The sequence below is a fragment of the Heyndrickxia coagulans 36D1 genome (assembly GCF_000169195.2).
GTDB lineage: Bacteria > Bacillota > Bacilli > Bacillales > Bacillaceae_C > Weizmannia > Weizmannia faecalis.
This window is the reverse complement of record NC_016023.1, coordinates 2,851,480-2,871,518: the sequence shown is the minus strand read 5'-3', so window position 1 is coordinate 2,871,518 and position 20,039 is coordinate 2,851,480. Positions and strand designations below refer to the sequence as shown.

16 protein-coding genes and 1 other annotated feature are annotated in these 20,039 nt (G+C 48.3%); of the genes, 1 reads left to right on the top strand and 15 read right to left on the bottom strand.

Features of this window, described 5'->3' with window-relative positions; translation table 11 throughout:
* Nucleotides 1-37: 37 nt before the first annotated feature.
* From BCOA_RS30825 to BCOA_RS30790, 8 genes are all read right to left on the bottom strand, one after another.
* On the bottom strand, nucleotides 38-1,492 hold the full coding sequence (locus BCOA_RS30825; RefSeq protein WP_014097854.1) for a VanW family protein: 1,455 nt from the start codon (nucleotides 1,490-1,492) through the stop codon (nucleotides 38-40).
* 16 nt (nucleotides 1,493-1,508) lie between these two features.
* A complete protein-coding gene (locus tag BCOA_RS30820; protein ID WP_014097853.1) occupies nucleotides 1,509-2,237 on the bottom strand; it encodes a PRC-barrel domain-containing protein in 729 nt (242 codons plus the stop codon).
* Nucleotides 2,238-2,263: 26 nt separating this feature from the next.
* Nucleotides 2,264-4,036: a hypothetical protein gene (locus BCOA_RS30815; protein ID WP_014097852.1), complete on the bottom strand. Its 1,773-nt coding sequence runs from the start codon at nucleotides 4,034-4,036 to the stop codon at nucleotides 2,264-2,266.
* A 127-nt stretch (nucleotides 4,037-4,163) separates the two neighbouring features.
* Nucleotides 4,164-5,828, bottom strand: a complete 1,665-nt coding sequence (locus BCOA_RS30810) for a polymer-forming cytoskeletal protein (RefSeq protein WP_014097851.1) — start codon at nucleotides 5,826-5,828, stop codon at nucleotides 4,164-4,166.
* A complete protein-coding gene (locus BCOA_RS30805) occupies nucleotides 5,825-6,334 on the bottom strand; it encodes a prepilin-type N-terminal cleavage/methylation domain-containing protein (RefSeq protein WP_013859826.1) in 510 nt (169 codons plus the stop codon). Before BCOA_RS30805 ends, BCOA_RS30810 begins: the two co-directional genes overlap by 4 nt.
* Entirely contained in the window at nucleotides 6,331-6,750 is a 420-nt protein-coding gene (locus tag BCOA_RS30800; protein WP_013859827.1) for a prepilin-type N-terminal cleavage/methylation domain-containing protein, read from the bottom strand. Before BCOA_RS30800 ends, BCOA_RS30805 begins: the two co-directional genes overlap by 4 nt.
* 118 nt (nucleotides 6,751-6,868) lie before the next feature.
* The gene (locus tag BCOA_RS30795; protein WP_014097850.1) at nucleotides 6,869-8,191 is read right to left on the bottom strand and encodes a bifunctional folylpolyglutamate synthase/dihydrofolate synthase; all 1,323 of its coding nucleotides are present in this window, start codon (nucleotides 8,189-8,191) and stop codon (nucleotides 6,869-6,871) included.
* A gap of 62 nt (nucleotides 8,192-8,253) precedes the next feature.
* Complete coding sequence (locus BCOA_RS30790) at nucleotides 8,254-10,899, bottom strand: valine--tRNA ligase (RefSeq protein WP_014097849.1); 2,646 nt, start codon at nucleotides 10,897-10,899, stop codon at nucleotides 8,254-8,256.
* A 55-nt stretch (nucleotides 10,900-10,954) separates the two neighbouring features.
* Nucleotides 10,955-11,183, bottom strand: a binding site (T-box leader).
* 142 nt (nucleotides 11,184-11,325) lie between these two features.
* On the opposite strand from BCOA_RS30790, the gene BCOA_RS30785 reads away from it, so the two are divergent.
* Entirely contained in the window at nucleotides 11,326-11,517 is a 192-nt protein-coding gene (locus BCOA_RS30785) for a hypothetical protein (protein ID WP_014097848.1), read from the top strand.
* Between the two features lie 16 nt (nucleotides 11,518-11,533).
* On the opposite strand, the gene ysxE is transcribed toward BCOA_RS30785, so the two are convergent.
* From ysxE to ccsA, 7 genes are all read right to left on the bottom strand, one after another.
* Entirely contained in the window at nucleotides 11,534-12,550 is a 1,017-nt protein-coding gene (gene ysxE / locus BCOA_RS30780) for a spore coat protein YsxE (RefSeq protein ID WP_026104585.1), read from the bottom strand.
* A gap of 198 nt (nucleotides 12,551-12,748) precedes the next feature.
* Nucleotides 12,749-14,566, bottom strand: a complete 1,818-nt coding sequence (locus tag BCOA_RS30775) for a LysM peptidoglycan-binding domain-containing protein (protein WP_014097846.1) — start codon at nucleotides 14,564-14,566, stop codon at nucleotides 12,749-12,751.
* A gap of 385 nt (nucleotides 14,567-14,951) precedes the next feature.
* Nucleotides 14,952-16,241 carry a glutamate-1-semialdehyde 2,1-aminomutase gene (gene hemL / locus BCOA_RS30770; protein ID WP_014097845.1) on the bottom strand — a complete coding sequence of 430 codons (1,290 nt, stop codon included), beginning with the start codon at nucleotides 16,239-16,241 and terminating at the stop codon, nucleotides 14,952-14,954.
* 15 nt (nucleotides 16,242-16,256) lie between these two features.
* On the bottom strand, nucleotides 16,257-17,234 hold the full coding sequence (gene hemB / locus BCOA_RS30765) for a porphobilinogen synthase (protein ID WP_014097844.1): 978 nt from the start codon (nucleotides 17,232-17,234) through the stop codon (nucleotides 16,257-16,259).
* Between the two features lie 236 nt (nucleotides 17,235-17,470).
* Nucleotides 17,471-18,259 (bottom strand): uroporphyrinogen-III synthase, encoded by a 789-nt coding sequence (locus tag BCOA_RS30755; RefSeq protein WP_014097843.1) that lies wholly within the window; start codon nucleotides 18,257-18,259, stop codon nucleotides 17,471-17,473.
* Nucleotides 18,256-19,188, bottom strand: coding sequence for a hydroxymethylbilane synthase (hemC, locus tag BCOA_RS30750; protein WP_014097842.1), 933 nt, complete (start codon nucleotides 19,186-19,188; stop codon nucleotides 18,256-18,258). Before hemC ends, BCOA_RS30755 begins: the two co-directional genes overlap by 4 nt.
* Nucleotides 19,189-19,200: 12 nt before the next feature.
* Nucleotides 19,201-20,025 (bottom strand): cytochrome c biogenesis protein CcsA, encoded by an 825-nt coding sequence (ccsA, locus tag BCOA_RS30745; RefSeq protein ID WP_014097841.1) that lies wholly within the window; start codon nucleotides 20,023-20,025, stop codon nucleotides 19,201-19,203.
* Between the last annotated feature and the right edge of the window lie 14 nt (nucleotides 20,026-20,039).

The window sequence follows — 20,039 nt, the reverse complement described above, 5'->3', positions numbered from 1 at the left end:
CCCCGCTTTATCTGTCATGTCCCGGGTCTTTATTATGTCAGCTTTTGCTGTCTGCCCCGTTATCCTTGCCGTCATGCGTGCCGGTGCTGTCTTTGCTGTCATTTGAAGTCTCAGCTTTTGTGCTGGTAGAGTTTTCGCGATCCTTTGAAGTCTCAGCTTTTGTACTGGTACTTTTTTCGCTCTTTTTTGAAGCCTCTGTACCGGCACTTTTTTTGCTTTTTGAAGTCTCTTTGCCGGCACTTTTTTCGCTGCCTTTTGAACTGCTGCCACTTGTTGACGTGTCCGTTTCATGACCAGAACCGTTATCTGTTTCCGATGAGTCCTCCGTATTTTCCACTTGTGCCGGATTGCCTTTTGCAACGATTTGTGCCACTGGCGGATAAAAATCTTCCGCCAACAGCACGGATTTCAGCAGGCCGTGATTCTGGCTGTAAATATTGCGGAATACCTTGGCATAATAACCCGCTTTTCCGGCTTGCAAGACAACAGACTGATCCGCTTTTAAAGCAGGATGATATTGCACGGTTGTTTCGGGGCCAATCGTTTTTTGATCTTTCAGCACCATTTTATAGTTTTCGAGAAAAGGCCGGCCTGCCACAGATACGGAAAAAGCGCCGTTTCGAACCGTGAATTTCAACTGATAAGCGGTTGGGTTCGGGTTGACAAAAGAGAAATCCAGCTTGCCTTTCACCACTTTTGCTTCTTTTCCAAGCGTTGCATAGTACGGCAGTTCGTTTCCCGTATTGCGTTCAATGATTTCGAAATTGGTCGGCAGCACCGCCCCGTATATGGCGGTTGCAATCATGCTGAGTGCTTCATTTGAAAACGAAGCGCCTGTTTTTTCCGCTGTTTTGAATAAGGAAAACATCCCGTGCGCAGGAATGTTGACTTGCGGAAACTGCTTTGCCCAATTTTCGAGTTCTGTTGCTTCCGCAAGCGAAACATTTGCTACTGAACCTTTTGATACTGTCGTTTCTTTTTCATTTCCGTCCACGGCATAACCGGACAAATCAAAGGAAAGATTGGCAGTCTCAAGCCGGGCGGCGGCGTGGCATATGGCCATGTAGAGCCGGGCAATATCCACGTCATCCGGGCTGACGTCGGGAAAAGACTTTGAGACCAGGTCCCGAAGCCTATTATGGTCAAGCGTGACAACAAGCGGCGCGGCCTCGCCGTTTTTTACCCGAACCATGCTTTCTGTTACGGAAAAATGCAGCTGTTCAGCCGGAAGCTTCACCGTTTTTGCCAAATAGACGATTTCTACCGGATTGGACGCCTTCCATTTCTGAACGGCAGATGATAATTTTTGCTGTGCCTGCTCTTCCGTCAGCCCGGACAGCTGTATTCCTCCGGCTATAGTGCCCTGCGCATATTTTTCTTTATGTCCGAATCCGTTCGCAATGGCCAAAGCCCCAAAATGTGAGAAACTGAATATAAATGCTGTGCTGATCAATAAGATCGTAAAAACTTTTAAATACCGCTTGTTTCCCACACTTCAGCGCCGCCTTTCATTCATCAACATGCATAGACAACTCGACAAAAACACCCGGACCGGCCTCCTGTGCCCGCTTAATGTCTTCTTCAGACAAAACCGTTCCTGCCGCGATAACCTGTTCCCCGTTTCCCGCGTAAATGTCTTTTACCGCTTTCTTTCCTTTTAAAAGTTCCACTTGTTTTGCCCGGAGTGCCTCCATTCCCTCTTCGCCCGGTTGTTCAAGCTCTTCTTCTACTTCTTTTGTCAGCAGTTTTTCAGGATCATCAAGAAAATGGCCGGGTGCTTCCTCTTTCACAACAACAATATCTCTTCCGTACGTCATCACAAAATCAGCAGAAAGGATCGTTTCCAACTCGCCTGTTTGCAAAACAACCCCTAAAATTTTGCCTGTATTTTCATCTGCGTAAAATTCTTTTACTTCGCCAACTAGCTCCCCTTTTCGTGTCATCACTTTAGCGCCGACAATGCGAATTTTTTTGTTGACGAGCTGGTCCGCAATCGGAATTTCGTTTAAATCGATGACAGCCCTGTCGCTTTCCACGGTGACCGCATACTCGCCGATCCCGACCACTTTTTTGAACGGAATTGCTTTTACGCTTACTTGCCAGTCTTCGTGTTCGATCGTTAAAAAATCGACGGATCCTTTGTCCGGGTTAATGACAAAAGACTTTACTTTTCCGATTTCAGCGCCTTCAGAAATGCTGATGATCGGCTGGCCCAAAATTTGCGTGCTTTTTTTCATCTACCTCACACCTGTTTCTTCATGGATTATTGACCGTATTTTGTCCTTAAAAAATCGATTTCTTCGCGGATGACCGGGTATTCTGCATAGGTTTCCGCCAAGTCTTTCAGCAGGACTTGCAGCTTGCCAAATTGTTGTTCAGCTATGTAATGTTCGACCAGAAGGCTTGCAAAGGTGAAATAATCTTCCGGTGCAAGCTGCGGATGCAAATGTGCTTTCACTAGCTGTTCGTACGCGTCAGCCGGCTGCGTAAGACGGTAAAGGTTCAGTTGTTCCACTAGTACCCCAAGCAATTGCTTTTGAATAGGCGTTGTCCCGTTTGGCACGGATGCTAAAGTGTCCGATGCTTCCTCAACGGCAGGGTTGCCTTTCGGTTCCATTGCTTTCTCACCGACAGAATTGCCTGCCGATTCCGCTTCGTTTGCGGCAACCGTTTCGCCCGTACCTGCGCCGCTTTCGCCTTGTCGTTCCCGTCCCTGGCCCGCTTCCGAATAGAACTTTTCGGGCTCTGCCACCTGGCCGGTTTCCTTGTCAGGCATCACGTCGATTTCTTCCGGTTCGTCTGTGTCTTCACCTGTCGCACCGCCAACTATTTCAATTTCCGTATCTGATGGCAGCTTTTCGCGTTGCCCGGCATTGTCGGTTTCATGGAAAGGAATCTCATCGATTTCTTCCAGTCCGTCTGTGCTGTCACGCTTAGACCCGCTGGCTGCTTCATCCGCCGCATCCAGATCTAAATTTACGGATTGTTCAGTTGAATTAGTTTCTTGGACAGGCACCAAACCGATTTCTTCCGGCTCGTTTGTATCTTCACCTTTCGCACCGCCAACTGTTTCATTTTCCGCATCTGATGGCAGCTTTTCACGTTGCCCGGCATTGTCGGTTTCGCGGAAAGGAATCACATCGATTTCTTCCAGTTCGTCCATGGCAGGCATGTCTGTCCCGGAAAGTTCAGCAGGTGCTTCTGTTTCCTTTTCAAAAGAAAGGAGTGGGATCTCTTCTTGTTCCACATATTGAACCTCTTTAGAACCGGATAACGTTACCGATCCTTCTCCTGCAATCACTTCGGAATCTTGACCTGTGGTTGTCCCGTCCAAAGGTTTGATATCCGGGCTCTCCGCTTCCGCCACCCATTCTTCAACTTCGTACATTTCCGGCAAATGATCCGCCTTATTTTCTTCATTTGCTTCTTCAAGCATCTCCAGACGGTTTTCAAGAAAATCAATTTCTTCTTCCCCGGAGCGTTCTGCCGCCTGTTCGTTTGCCGGAAAAGCGGTTCCCGTTTCGTTTCCGGCCGCAGCATCCTCCAGTTCTTCCCATTCGGGTTCATCCTTTTCTTCCCGTTTTAGCAGTGTCCCTTCTGTTTCAGATCCCGGCCCGTTTTTCTCCGGCAAAATCTCTTCCGTTTCAGCGGCCGGAGCACTTTTTTCAGCCGGAAGAACAGCGGCATTTACGTCAGGCAAGACCAGTGCTGCCGGCCGATTTTTCCGCGCCACCGCCATCTCTTCCTGCTCCTCCCCTACTGGAAATTCGTCTGAATCGTTATCCTGTCCAGCGAACAAAAATGCCAACTTTTTTTCGAACAGATAGGCCACACAAATTACGAGCAAAAAAGTAATTAAACCACTCTCCCATAGCGGAACCACACTGCCCGCCAAAATGCCGAAAAGCGCCAGCAAAAAAGCGGAGCCGGCCAGCACAACCACCCCTTTTTTAGAAAAGCCGAAAGAAAAAAAGACAAAAAATGCCATTACGCATAAAAATCCAATTACGGCAAACGCCGCAGTGAGAAGATCCATCATCCCACCTCTGTTTCTATCAGAGTACAATATTCCCAGAAAAACCAATTGTCGAAAATCAACTAAGACTATTTTATTATAAATCATGGCGAATGGGAAGATTGTACTGCATCTTTTTACCTGTCTCTTACTGGACTGATGTATTGATTTCTTTCAAAGTCACTTTATTCACTGTCGGGATCCCTTTCGGCGGGTTTAAAATCATATCTTTTTTAAAATTAACGGTGAGTCTGGACTTTACATGATCCGCAGGCTGGGGGTTTTGAAATTCCAATTCATATCTTTTGAAAATTAACAATTCATAGATTAACTTATTTATCGTCCAGCCCCTTGATGCACTTAAACCAATCGTATTCCCATAGATACCCCCATTAATTTTCAAATTTGATCCGATGCCATATATAAACAAGTCACGATTTGAGTAGAGATAAGCATCAATCACTTTTGGACGGTCTTCATACAAATTATTGTTGGCTAACTTAATATTTCCATCACAAAGTAAAATAAGCGTGCCACTACTGTTCGAGAAATTTTCGACATCTGCGTCTCCTCGTACATAAATGCTGCCGTTTGTATTGACATCCCCCCTACTTGTAAGGGACCCATTGACATACATCACTCCGTTTAAATTCAATGCTGAAACCTCACTCAATGTCGCATTCCCGGCAATATAAATATACTGATTTTCCCCTGTCGACAGCACTCCGTTTAAATTAGCGCCACCGCCTACATAAATCTTGCCTTTTACTGTTAAATTTCCTTTGACAGTCAAATCATCTTTTACATAAAGATCTCCATTTACAGTCAGGCTTTTGTTTTCCCCAACGGTTAAATCATCGCCGACGTACAAGTTTCCTTTTATTGGTTGACTGCCAACCTGGCTGACTGTTACATCATAACCAAAAGCGTTCCCATACTTATCTATATTATAAGAATCGTAAGAATTTATTTTTAAATTCCCCGGCCATCCCAGCGCCTTGGCTGTAATCATATCGCCTACATTTATTTTGTCAACCGTTAACTGACGATTTTTCACAACCGGGGCAACAGAAAAGTAGCGGCTGAAGCTTTCAGGTCCAAATGGCTTCCATGAATAAAAGTTGTAAACCGGCGCCGATGTTCCTGTTCCTACCGGCTGCTGATCGGCCTCAAAATATCTTCCCTTCACTGTTAACGTCCCATTGATCGCTGGATAGTAAGTTTGAATATATTTCGTGTACCCCTCAACATAGTTCCCGTAGTTTGAAACATACAGATTCCCCCCGATATTCACATCCCCGATAATATAAGGAGACCCGTACAAATACATATTCGACGGTGTCACGGCTGTATATTGAAAAACGTCCGAGACAGTGGAAAGCGTCATCACCTTTGTTAACGTTTTTCCGGACTTTCCGATTGGCACTGTTATGGTGACTTTGCCCAAAACAATGCCATCTGGTGCTGTCCCGTCTTTCAATGTTTTATATGCGATGCTGCATTTGCCGTTTTTCTGTTGCTGTATGCTCGTTATGGCTGCCTGAAGCATGCTGATCAGCTGGCTTGGCATGACAGTACCGTTCGCAATGGTACTATTGATGCTGTCAACTTGTTTCTCAATTAAAGCAGTCGCTTCATCCGCTACCATTTCCGCATTTAATTTATCCTGTGTGCCCGTTTCAGATACTTTTACTGTTTTAAAAGTACTGACGGATGCGGATACGAGTGAAACGGTGATAATCGCCGCGACTGCGAAAATGAGAAGGACGGTCACAAGCGTATATCCCTTCTCTTCTCTTAAAACATGCATCATGGATTCCCCTCTTCGCCCAGTTTATAAGCGGCATAGATCTTTTTCTCGAAATGATTTTGCGTGTCTTTCATTACAAAATGGCATATCAGGCTACCATTCTCAGCCGTAAAAGTTGTCCCGTCAAGTGAAATTCCATCGCTGTTTACAATCGTGCCCCCTACTGACAAGTTCCCATCTGATACAGCGATTGTCTTGTCAGTTGAACTTTCCTGGTAGGTGCCGTCACTTCCAACATTTATATTGACATCCACTGCTTTGAAACGGGTAAAAGTCCCGTCATCATTTTCGTCATCAGGTTCAATGTCGTCCACATTTTCCATTGCGCTGTTCATGTATTGTAAAATAGCCGTTTGTTCTTTGACAAAATTTTTACGTGCCATGTCGCTTTTGGATTGGGTGATCACCGTATTTAAAACGGCATAAATGACCCCGATGATCATAAATGAAATGGTAACAGCCGCCAGTAATTCTACTAAAGTGAGCCCTTTTTCATTCCGGCATTTCATCTTTTCACATACCCTTTCACTTCAACCGGTTTTAGATGATTTCCACTGTCGACTTTTACTTTGACCAGCAGGAGGCGGTCAGAAAGGGAAGAATCCGCCGGAAGGGAAACGGACACATATGCCTTATAACCGGAAATTTCCGCAGCGCTATCAAGCCCTAAAACCGATTGAATATCAGCTTGTTGTGTGGTGTTCGCCATCTGCTGCACTTCATTAAAGTTTTTTTTCTGGTAAGCTCTTAATATCCCGGTTGCAATTTGCAATGCAGACAGCGAGTCATCCGCTTTCTTTGTCACGCCCGCATTATTGGCCAAAATGGAACCCACTGTGAGCATCACAATCGCTAAAATCGTAATCGAAGCGAGCACTTCGACAAGTGTAAATCCCCGGTTGTTTTTAAAAAGGGGTTTTTTCATAACAACCTCCGCTAAGCATTTTGTCCTGCGTCTTATTTCCTATAAAACTTATTTTATCAAAAAGCGCCGGGAAAGTAATTCAACAAATAGAACAAATAAAAAAAAGGGCAGAACTTTTTCAGCTCTGCCCGTTCCTTTCTGATTGGCCCAAAATGTATTTCCGGACTTTCGAAATAAAGTATAAAGACCCCGTAATGACTAAAACATCTCTTGAGCCTTTCATTTCTTTTATTTTAGCAAGTACGGTTTCTTTCCAATCCTCCGAAAATGATTTATTTTGATGATGGCTTATCTTATACAACATCTCTGCCGGAATCGCTCTTGGAAAATCAAAAGTTGTGAAAATGATTTCGTCTGTTTTGTGGTCGAGTTTCGGAATCATGTGATCCAAGTCTTTGTCGCCAAGTGCGGAAAAAATCATGTGAATGTTTTTCCCGCGCAGATGGGTGTCCATTGTTTCGATCAGGCTGTCAATGCCTTCCGGGTTGTGGGCGCCATCGATGATAACGAGCGGGTCATCCAGCAGTTTTTCAAATCGGCCGATCCACTTGCTGAGGAGAAGGCCTTTTTCCAGTGCATGCTGCGGGATGCGAAAATGGTGGATATGTCTTAACAGTTCTGCCCCCATAACGGCAAGCGCGGCATTGTAAATCTGATGGCGACCCATCATGGTGATCGACAAGCAGTCATAGGCGCCGTACGGAGAAGCAAAGCGGAAATGTTCACCAGTTAGATCCCCACCAATCTCCGCAAAAGAAAATTCCTTTCCGGCACGGAAAAGCGGTGCCTTTTCTTTTGCCGCTTTTTCTTCAATCACCGCTAGCGCATCAGGCAGCATTGCTGTTGTTGCAACTGGCACCCCGTGTTTGATGATGCCCGCTTTTTCAAATGCAATCTCCGCAATCGTATGGCCAAGCACATTCATATGGTCATGGCCGATATTGGTAATCAGGCTGACAAGCGGTGTGATGACGTTTGTGGAATCAAGCCTGCCGCCAAGGCCGACTTCATAAATAACGATATCCACCGGCTGGATCCCGGCAAAATACACAAGCGACATCGCTGTAATGACTTCAAACTCTGTCGGTGCGCCGAATGCTGTGTGCTCCAGTTCTTCTGCAAGCGGGCGGATCTCGTTTGTAAGCCGGATGAGGTCTGCATCTGACACCGGCGTTCCGTTTATGCTGATCCTTTCGTTAAACTGCTCAATATACGGGGAAGTAAAGGTGCCGACCGTATAGCTTGCCTGCTCTAAAATGTTGCGCAAAAAGGTGACGGTCGACCCTTTGCCGTTCGTCCCGGCCACGTGAACCGTCCGGATTTTTTGTTCCGGGTGGTGCAATTTTTCCATCAGCCACTGCATCCGCTCAAGCCCTGGTTTCATCCCGAATTTCGAGCGGGACCGGATCCAGCCGACCGCTTCTTCATAGGTTTCAAACATATGCCTTTCCTCCCGTATGCAAGGAAGACGAATCCGTAAAGAATTCGCCTTCCACCCTTGTATTACTGGTTTTCAAGTTCTTTGATGCGCGCTTCGACGGTGCTTCGTTTTTCAAGATAGTCTTTTTCTTTTGCCCGTTCTTCGGCAACGACATTTTCCGGCGCTTTTTTCAGGAACCCTTGATTGGACAGTTTTTTCTGGACGCGTTCGACTTCTTTATTCCATTTCGCCAACTCTTTCCGGAGCCGGGCCAGTTCTTCTTCAAAATTAATGAGTCCTTCAAGCGGCAGGAACAGTTCGACGCCGGAAACAACTGCAGTCATGGCTTTGTCCGGTGCCTCGAGGTCAAGCCCCATTTTCAATTCATCCGGGTTGCAGAAACGGGTAATGTACGCTTCGTTTCGTTTTAAAGCCGCTAAGACCGTTTCGTCTTTCGCTTTCAAATGCAGTTTGATTTTTTTGCTTAACGGCGTATTCACTTCCGCGCGGATATTGCGGACGGAACGGATGATGTCGACAAGCAGTTTCATTTCTTCGCTAGCCGCTGCATCTGTAAGGCTTTCGTCCACCTCCGGCCAAGCGGCTGTTGTGATCGATTCCCCCTGATGCGGAAGGTTTTGCCAAATTTCCTCGGTAATAAACGGCATGAACGGGTGCAAAAGCCGCATCGTATTGTCGAGCACATACGCAAGGACCGAGCGTGTCGTTTTCTTCGCTGCTTCATCTTCGCTGTAGAGCGGCAGTTTTGCCATTTCGATGTACCAGTCGCAGAAATCGTCCCAGATAAAATTGTAAAGTGCGCGCCCAGCTTCGCCAAATTCGTATTTGTCCGCCAGTTTTGTAACGGTTTCGATCGTTTCGTTCAAACGCGTTAAAATCCATTTGTCAGCGACTGATTTTTCACCGGACAGATCCATTTCTTCGTATTTCAGCCCGTTCATGTTCATGAGTGCAAAACGGGAGGCGTTCCAAATTTTATTGGCGAAATTCCAGACCGCTTCAACTTTTTCGTAACTGAAACGCAAATCCTGGCCCGGTGCGCTACCGGTGGTAAGGAAATAGCGGAGCGAGTCCGCGCCGTATTTGTCGATGACTTCCATCGGGTCGACACCGTTGCCGAGCGATTTGCTCATTTTCCGCCCCTGCTCGTCGCGGACAAGGCCGTGGATCAGAACATCTTTGAACGGGCGCTTGCCGGTAAACGCAAGCCCCTGGAAAATCATCCGCGATACCCAGAAGAAAATGATGTCATAGCCGGTCACAAGCGTATCGGTCGGATAATAACGCTTGTAGTCTTTAGCTTCTTCATCCGGCCAGCCCATTGTCGAAAACGGCCAGAGCGCCGAGCTGAACCACGTATCGAGCACGTCCGGATCCTGTTCCCAGTTTTCAATATCGCGGGGCGGCTCAGTGTCAACATACACTTCGCCGGTTTCTTTATGGTACCAGGCCGGAATCCGGTGGCCCCACCAGAGCTGGCGCGAAATGCACCAGTCGCGGATATTTTCCATCCAGTGCAAGTATGTTTTTTCGAAGCGTTCCGGCACAAAATGGACTTTTCCTTCCGACGCCTGCAGTTTTACCGCGGCATCAGCGAGCGGCTGCATTTTCACAAACCATTGCGTCGACAAATACGGTTCGACAACCGCGCCGCTCCGTTCGGAATGGCCGACCGAATGAAGATGGTCTTCCACTTTGACAAGAACGCCAAGTGCTTTCAAGTCCTCCACAATCTGTTTGCGGCATTCAAACCGGTCCATGCCTTTATATTTTCCGGCATTTTCATTCATTGTGCCATCCTCGTTCATCACAAGGATACGTTCGAGGTTGTGGCGGTTCCCGACTTCGAAGTCGTTCGGGTCATGGGCCGGCGTAATTTTTACGGCACCAGAACCAAATGTCATGTCCACATACTCGTCTGCGATAATCGGAATTTCGCGGCCGACGATCGGCAATACAATCGTTTTCCCGATTAAATGTTTGTAGCGTTCATCATCCGGGTGGACAGCGACCGCCGTATCACCGAGCATCGTTTCCGGGCGCGTTGTCGCGATTTCGATCGTGCCGGATCCGTCGCTTAACGGGTATGCCAGATGGTAAAATGCGCCCTGCACCTCTTTGTAGACGACTTCAATATCGGAAAGCGCCGTTTTCGTTTCCGGGTCCCAGTTGATAATGTACTCGCCACGGTAAATCAAGCCTTTTTTATAAAGCGAAACAAATACTTCTTTTACAGCTTTTGACAGCCCTTCATCGAGCGTAAAACGTTCGCGCGAATAATCGAGCCCAAGGCCAAGTTTTGCCCATTGTTTGCGGATAAATTGAGCGTATTCCGCTTTCCACTTCCATGCTTCTTCCGTAAACTTTTCGCGGCCGAGGTCATAGCGGGATTTGCCTTCTTCACGCAGTTTGGCTTCCACCTTTGCCTGTGTTGCAATCCCGGCGTGGTCCATCCCCGGCAGCCAGAGCACATCATAGCCTTGCATCCGTTTCATCCGGGTTAAAATATCCTGCAAAGCCGTATCCCAGGCATGGCCGAGGTGGAGCTTCCCGGTTACGTTCGGCGGCGGAATCACAATCGTGTACGGTTTCTTTTCCGGGTCCCCTTTTGCCTCGAAAAATTTACCGTTCACCCACCATTCATAGCGCCCTTTTTCAACAGCCTGCGGATCATATTTGGTCGGCATGCTGATGTCCTGCTGTTCCATTTGCATCATTCCTTTCTGCGTCTTTTACGGATAAACACAAAAACTCCCTTCGTCATAAAAGGACGAAAGGAGTCTGTTCGCGGTACCACCTTTTTTCACGGGCAAACGGATGCCCGGCACTCTCGGGTCAGTAACGGCACTTCGCCGGCTTTTGCTACTTTCGGTTTCACAAAAGCTACTCCCGGGCGACCTTCCAGCCTGTTTCGCATAGGAAATCTTTCAGCAGCTGATTTCCCTCTCTGCATGGAAACAAAATCTGTACTCTTCCCGTTCATTGTACTTTGATTTTTGAAATTGACTATAGTTTATGGTATCGGTTTTTGTGAAAATCGTCAATAGCATTGCCCATTTTTAGAAAAAATATGCGGCGGATGCACTGATCCGCCCGCTTTTCATACATTATTTTTGAGGGATAGGTGGATGATGATGAAGAAAAAAATTGACAAACAGGCCGTCCGTACATGGGCGCGGAATGCAAAAAAAGTGTGCAAGCAGCTGATTCTTCCGTTCTCCGTCTTTCAGGCCATCCGTACGATTATTTTTCCGACGACGTTTGACGTTTTGCTGCTTGCCATATTTATTCTCATTTATCTCGGGTTTCAGTATGAATGGTTTTAGTGGCCGTTCCTGCTTTTCATGACGCGGGGGCGGCCCCTTGTGACAACTGCATGACGACATACTCGGTATTTTTCATTCGCCAGTACTTTTCCTGCAGTTTCGCGACTGCTCTCGCTTCATGGCGTTTTCCTTCATTTGCAAAGTATTCCTCCACGGTTTGGATGATCGGTGCGGGATAAGCGAGATAGCTGAAAAATAAGCTTTTTTCATCTTCTTTCAGCGGAAAATAGCTGAAATAGGTCTTCACCCAATCCACGCAGTCGTCAAACCGGCTCGGATAGGAATCGAGCGTCCGCGACAAGAAGGGAAGCAAGTCATAAAAAGGCGCAGCGTTTTTCGCCAGTTCGAAATTGGTAAAGTACCCGAGCCCGCGTTCATCGTACAAAAAATGCTCCGTTGAAATTTTTCCGTGGATGGTCACCGTTCTCGCTTTCTCCATCTCTTTTGATTGTTCATACCAGTTTTCCAGCTGCCGGATCGAAAATTTGAGCGCCTGGTTCGTTTCATTGTAAAAGGTGCAGTACAACAGGGCAAACGGGGACATATAGACCTGCTCTTCACACCGTTCAAGGAACTCTTCCAAAAAATCCTGCTGCCCGTACCAGCGGGAAAGGGTTTCTTCATAGTATTCCCGCCGTTTTTCTATTGAGATCTCCGTATCTTTGACGGACAAGCTGTGCAGGCGTGCGAGTTCCCTGAACATTTTTTGATGTTTCTCGCCGCGTGCTTCTTTTTCTTCGTTTGGCAGCCAGGGCATTAAATAGTATAATGCCCCGTTATACAGCACCCCGTAACGGCCGTCCAACGCGGGATAGACCGGGACAATACGGTTGTATCCCCGCTGGTACAGAGACTGGACATGCCGGATAAATCCCATCCCGTTTTGCGGTGCAATTTTTTTTAAAGCAAAGATGCCCTGGCCGGTATAAATTTTATACACTTTTCCGTACCGCCCGACATATTCAGCGTTCAGGCCGTAATGCTTTACAATCCGATTGATGTCCTGCTGCGAAAGGTCAGTCACCCGTTTCACCTTCTTAGAGCGCTTCTCCTGAAAAATAGGCGCTTGCTCATTTTCATTCCCCCGCTGCGCCGCATTCGCCGCGGCTTGAACATAGGCGCAATCTAGGTTAAGAATAGCTCGTTTTGCACGCTTCCTTACGCAGGCGCTTAGCCCCTGAATTTCAGATGCATCCTTCACCTAGACGCCCGTGCCTGTGAATGCTCCGGCTCAGTGATTTTTTTCGGCGCGCGCGTTTGCGGGAACGTACAGCACTTGCCCCTCATATACATCCTGGTTCACTTCCAAATGGTTCATCCTTAAAATCTGCTGGACATTGATATTGTATTTTTCAGCAAGCTGGTCGAGCGTCTCCCCGCTTTGGACGATGCAAACCTTTAACTTGGCAGGCTTTTCTTCATCTCTCCGGGCAAAAAAGTCGGCAAGCGAAATAGATTCGTATTTTTGCTTCTTTTTCTTCTTGGCAGCCGAATCCTTTTCTTCCGGCACTTCCTCTATTTTCTCCCCGCTTTCCGGCGACTCTTCCACAATCGTTTCGCTGCTCGCCACAGAAGAAGATTCATCTTTTTCAGGCGATTCTTGCTTGAGATAAGCAGAAGATTCATCTTCCATTGCCTTGCTCTCGATCCGGAAAACGGGCTCCGTCTTCCCGGCGTCATCCGGCTCAAGAGATTCTTCGTTCAGAGCCGTTTTGCTCTCCGTCCGGAACGCGGATGCGGTTTTTCCGGACAATTCCTGTTCAGGATGCCCTTCATCCCGCACTGGGTCGGCCTGCCATTCGTTCCGCACCGGTACGCTTTCCGCTATGGATGCAGACTCGTTTTTGCCTGAAAACTCCGGTTCTGCATGCCATTCGTTCTGCACCACTCCGCTCTCCGCTATGGATGCGGATTCGTTTTTGCCGGAAAACCCCGGCTCAGCGTGCCACTCATCCCGCACCGGTTCACTTTCCGCTATGGATGCAGACTCATTTTTGCCTGAAAGATCCGCTTCAGCATGCCATTCGTTCTGCACCACTCCGCTCTCTGCCAACGATGCAGACTCATTTTTTCCTGGAAACTCCGGCCCAGGATGCCACTCATTCTGTACCAGTTCGCTTTCTGCCAACGATGCAGACTCATTTTTTCCGGAAAACTCCGGTTCCGCATGCCATTCATCCCGTACCGGCGCGGCTGTTTCCGCCTGCCATGAAGCACTTTCCGGCACTTTTCCGCCTGCTTCCGGCAAGAGACTCTCCTCTTCTTCTTCCGGCAGTTCGACCGGTGCTAGCACATTCAGTTCGTTTGTGTACGGTTCCGGCTGAGCAACCGATTCTTCCGGCACCACGCGCGATTCGATCGTAAAAGGTGTATACAATTCCGGGTCAGCGTGAGATTCATCCTCTTCTTCTTTTTCCTCATCTGCACGCAAAGGCACTTCTTCAAAGCTTTCCGCTTCTTCCATAAAATGGCGGGGCGGTTCGGTGCTCTCTTCTTCTTGTTCCGATAAACTCCACTCGGAATGGCTAAAAGGCGCCTGATATGCTGCGTCCGGCTCATCCAAATAGGTTTCCCGGCCGTTCAAATCCGGGTATGGTGCTGTTTCGGCTTCGTCCTCTTCCTCATCCCCGTCTTGCAATATTCCCTCAATCGCAATATCCGCATTGATTTTTAAACAATCGGTTCCGTGAAATTGATAGTCAAATCCTTCTATATTGACGTCCAGTTCCTCAATATCCGCAATTCTTGTCTTCGGAATGGTAACGTCTACCGGGAAAGATTGGTAAAATTCAAATATGCCGTCTTCTTCCCGGTACTGGACCGCCTGCACATACTTCCTGAACAGCACATCTTCCCCTTCTTCTTCCCCGCAACCGATATACTCCCCGGCCAAATAGAGATTGCCTTTGATCACGACATACTGCTCCAATTCCTGTATGGTGATATGGGGATCCAATGATATTGATAAAAGTTCTTCAACTTCCTGTCCTTTTTTAAACCAAATCAATTCTTCTAATGAAAATCGTATGGACGATTGATTTTGCGGCAAAGCGGGTTCCTCCCTTCAATTCCTCCAAATCCCAATGAATATGTCATTTACACTGTATGAAGCAATCGGGGTTTTTATGATCGCAAATAAACCGCAGCATCCGTAAATCACTTGAATGGCTTTTTCGCAACAATATTGGACGGGGAGAGAAATCGATAAAAACCGGCTCATCTGTTTTCAGGTTACCCGTTCAAAAACTTAGATTTGGTCGAGCTAGGCGAACTGATTCGGCCATCCGTTTTCGGAGTGATCCGTTCAAAAACCATCGGGCCACCCACAGAGCGTGAAATTTTCCCTACTGCTACTTCTCTCTCGCCCGCAGCGGACAGAACGCAAAAAAAACCGGCTCATCCATTTTTGGACTTGCCGGTTCATAGCCGCAGGATTACCCGCGGATTGCCTTAAATGTTTTTTCTGCTGCTTCAACGGTACGGTCAATATCCTCGTCCGTATGCGCGGCGGACAAGAAGATGCCTTCGAATTGGGACGGCGGGAGGAAAATGCCGTTTTCCGCCATGCCGCGGTAGTAGCGGGCAAACAGATCCAAATCCGAAGTGCTTGCTGATGCAAAATTATTGACTTCTTCATTGGTGAAAAAGATGCCAATCATCGATCCTGCCCGGTTAATGGTATGCGGGATATCGTATTTCACCGCTGCCTCATGAAAACCTTGTTCGAGGCGGTCGGCTTTTCGCCTGAATTCCGCATACGTTTCAGGTGTTAACTGCCGCAATGTTTCATATCCGGCCGTCATCGCAAGCGGATTGCCGGACAAAGTTCCTGCCTGGTAAACAGGGCCGGTCGGTGCGATTTTTTCCATAATGTCGGCCCGTCCGCCAAATGCGCCGACAGGAAGGCCGCCGCCGATTACTTTGCCGAGGCAGGTCAAATCAGGCGTTACATCAAAGTAGCCTTGTGCACAGTGATAGTCGACACGGAAACCGGTCATCACTTCATCAAAGATCAGGAGGGCGCCGTATGCTGATGTGACTTCGCGCAACCCTTGCAAAAAGCCGGGCTTCGGCGGAACAACGCCCATATTGCCGGCAACCGGTTCGACGATGATGCAGGCAATATCTTCTCCGTACTGCTCGAATGCCGATCGGACGGCTTCCAGATCATTGTACGGGACGGCAATGGTATTTTGCGCGATTCCGAGTGGCACGCCGGGGCTATCCGGCAGACCGAGTGTGGCAACGCCCGACCCTGCTTTGATCAGGAGCGAATCGCCATGGCCGTGGTAGCTGCCTTCGAATTTTAAAATTTTATTCCGGCCTGTATAACCTCTTGCTAGGCGCAGAGCACTCATTGTGGCTTCCGTGCCGGATGAGACCATGCGGACGATTTCAATCGACGGTACGCGTTCTTTCACGAGTGACGCCAGTTTATTTTCCATGATCGTCGGCGTGCCGAAACTCGTCCCTTTTTCGGCCGTTTTTTTCAGCGCATCCACGACCCCAGGATTGGCATGGCCAAGGATGAGCGGCCCCCATGACAGCACGTAATCAATATATTCGTTTCCGTCAATATCATAAATTTTTGCGCCTTTGCCGTGGTCCATAAAAATCGGGTTCATGCCGACCGCTTTAAAGGCACGGACAGGGCTGTTCACCCCGCCCGGCATTAATGTGACCGCTTCTTTGTATGCTTCGATTGAATTTTCATATGAGCGCATCTTTCAACCTCCCGTTTATTCCGCAAGCCAGCGAGCAATATCGAGTGAAAAATAGGTAATGATGAGATCGCAGCCGGCACGCTTCATGCTTGTGATCATTTCAAGAACAATCGCCTTTTCATCAATCCAGCCGTTTTGTGCGGCGCCTTTTACCATGGAATACTCCCCGCTCACATTATACCCGACAACCGGGAGGCGGAATTCATTGCGCACATCACGGACGATATCAAGATAAGAAAGCGTCGGTTTTACGATTAGAAAATCTGCCCCTTCTTCCACATCCGACTGTGCTTCACGCAATGCTTCGAGCCGGTTGGCCGGATCCATCTGGTACGTTTTCCGGTCCCCGAAAGCGGGTGTGCTGTCAGCAGCTTCGCGGAACGGACCGTAAAACGCGGATGCATATTTGACCGCATAACTCATGATCGGCACATCTTCAAAGCCTGCTTCATCAAGCCCTTTGCGAATCGCGGTGACAAACCCGTCCATCATATTCGAAGGAGCAATGATATCAGCGCCTGCTTTTGCCTGGCTGACCGCCGTTTTCGCAAGCAGGTCAAGGCTTGGGTCGTTTAAAATTTTCCCATCTTCCACAACGCCGCAATGGCCGTGATCAGTGTACTCGCACAGGCAGGTATCCGCGATCACAATGATATCCGGGTAATTTTTCTTGATGAAACGGATGGCTTCCTGAACGATGCCGTGATCGTGGTACGCTTCCGTTCCGGTTGCATCTTTATGGTTCGGTACGCCGAATAAAATGACGGATTTAATGCCAAGGGAAACGACTTCATCCATGATTTCATGGAGCCGGTCCAGCGACCAGTGATACACACCCGGCATCGAAGCAATTTCATTTTTAATATTTTCGCCTTCAACTGCAAAAATCGGATAAATCAAGTCGTTCACTGTTAAATTCGTTTCGCGCACCAAAGCCCGCATATTGGCACTTTGGCGAAGTCTACGGTGACGGGCAAACTGTAAATCTTTCATTTTATTTCCTCCTAAACTGGTAGAATGCCGCAATGTATTGCATATTTATCCGGGAAGTATGCACAGCTGCCGGCTTGTTGGGAATGATTGCGACGGTCGCGGGCAAATCCCGCTTTTTCTATTTTGTTTTCTTCGTGTCGAACATCGCCCGGCTGGTAATCTCTCGGAGAAAACCGTACATGGCAGCCGGTTTGTTAGGCCGGCCGCTTCAATCCCGGGTTCGTGCCGGTTTCTATCTATTTTTCTTCTAAACGGACAAAATCGCATAATGCCCCAAGCATGGCCTCGACGGTGTATTCATCCGGGCAAACCGCTGCACGGCTGCCGGCTTTTTCCACTGCCTGCCTGGTTGAAGGGCCGATGACTGCGATCCGGGTTGAAAGCCCAGCGATATCCATGCCGCTTTCTTCAAGCGCGCCTTTAAAATGGCGGAAGGCGGACGGGCTTAAAAACAGAGCAAAATCGATGTGCTCCCGCCCGAGCAAACGGGTAAGCTTTTCTTTTGCCCCCTCCGGCATATACGTCTCATAGACAATCCATTCCTCTGCTATTATACCGCTTTTTCTTAGAAAATCCGCAATTTCTGTCCCGGCCAAGTTTCCTTTCGGGAGAAGGACGCGGCTTGCCCGGTGTCCGCTCCGCAAAAATTCCCGGGCAAAATCTTTTGCCGTAAACTTCCGGGGCGCAAAAGAAACCTTTAAACCGGACTGTTCCATACAGGCAGCCGTCTTTTTTCCCACAGCTGCCCAGTTTATGTTCAAATGCTCACATGCTATACCCGCACGGCTGCATGCTTCCAAAAAATAACGGACCCCGTTTTTGCTTGTAAACACAACCCAGTCGTATGCCGAGAGTTTTCGCAAAAATACAGATGCGGACAGGTCGGCATATGCACGGAAGGAAACCATCGGGACGACAAAAGGGGTGCCGCCGAGCGCTTCAATTTGTGCGGCGAGCTTTTCGCCGTCTTTTCCGCCTCTTGTGATCAGGATATTTTTCCCGCTTAAAGGCCCATTTGCCGTCATGACTGCCCGAGCTCCGCTTTCACTTGTTCAATCAGCGCCTTTGCCCCTTGCCGGCTTAAAATATCTGCCGCCTTTTCTCCGGCCGTTACCGGGTTGTGGGAGACAACCGTTTCTTTATATACCGTTTTGCCATCAGGGGAAGCGACAAGGGCAGTGAGGGAAATGCCTTCTGCCGTTTTCTTCGCAAGGCCGGCAATCGGTACCTGGCAGCCGCCTTCCATTTTATCAAGGAAGACGCGCTCCGCCTTTACCGTTTCCGCCGTTTCTGCGCTGTCGAGCTTCCGGAGCGCATCGAGCAGTTCCCCGTCATCGGCGCGGCATTCGACAGCGAGCGCGCCCTGCCCGATTGCAGGCAGGCAAATATCCGGATCAAAAAATTCGGTGACGGTATCCGCACTCCAGCCCATCCGTTTTAAACCGGCTGCCGCGAGGACGATCGCATCGTAATCCCCGTTTTTTAATTTTTCCAGCCTTGTATCAATATTGCCGCGAACAGACTTAATGCGGATATCGCTTCTTACAGCAAGCAGCTGGGCGCCGCGGCGGAGGCTGCTTGTCCCGACAACCGCCCCTTCCTTAAGGCTGGAAAAAGGGGTGCCGTTTTTGGAAATCAAGGCATCCCGGACATCTTCACGTTCCGGAATGCAGCCGATCACAAGCCCGTCCGGAAGCACAGCCGGCACGTCCTTCATGCTATGTACAGCCATGTCAATTTCATGATTCAACATGGCATCTTCAATTTCTTTCACAAACAGGCCTTTCCCGCCGACTTTGGACAGGGTGACATCGAGCACTTTATCGCCTTTTGTGGTGATTTCCCTGATTTCAAAACGAAAAGGCAGTCCGAGCTGTTCAAGCTTCGCCACCACCCATTTCGTCTGCGTCAGGGCAAGTTTGCTCCGCCTCGACCCTACGACAATTGTTCTCATCCGGCAATCCTCCTAATAATACAAATGAAAATCCGATAATCCTGTAATTAGAAAAAAGTTAATCAAAATGATTAAAAAAGCAGCCATATTCCAATAAGCCAGTGTTTTTCCGAACATGTGGCGGCGTTCGCCCCCATACAGGAGAAAACTGTATACAAGCAGCACGACAAACGACCCGACAATTTTCGGATCAAGCCAGTGAATGGCCGGAAGCCGCAAGTATGCCCACCATAGCCCGAGAATCAGCCCGAGCAAAAGGACCGGGACCGCAATGGCATTCATCCATTTCGAAAGCCGCTCCAGTTTTGCAAGGTCATTCAGGCGCCAGATTCTGTGGCTCCATTTCTTTTCCTTCAGCCACTTATATTGTAATAAATACAGAACGGAAAAGACAAAGGACAGGGAAAACAGCACATAAGCAATCAGCGTCATCGTAATATGCATGAGCAAAAGTTCCGATACCATTCTTCCTGCCCCTTGTGAGACCTTCTCCGGGGCAAAAGCGTGGACCGTCATGATAAAAAAGCCGATGACATTTGTAAAAAACACGGTAAAGTCAACGCGCAGCAGGCGGTTCAGGGCCAGAGACAGCGTCAGCAATGCCCATGCATAAAAATAAAGCCCCTCAGACAATGTCAAGACCGGGAACCGTCTGGTGTGAGCCATGTACAAAATAAATATAACCGTCTGCAATGCCCAGACAACGGAAAGAAAACGGAAGGCAGCCTTGTTAGCCTTCCGGTTCCGGTGGAGAAAGTCAAGAAAATAAAGCAAAATACTGGCTGCATAAAGCAAAATCATGCCTTCATGCAGTCTGTCCGTCCATACGGCATACATTGCCGGGCTCCCCG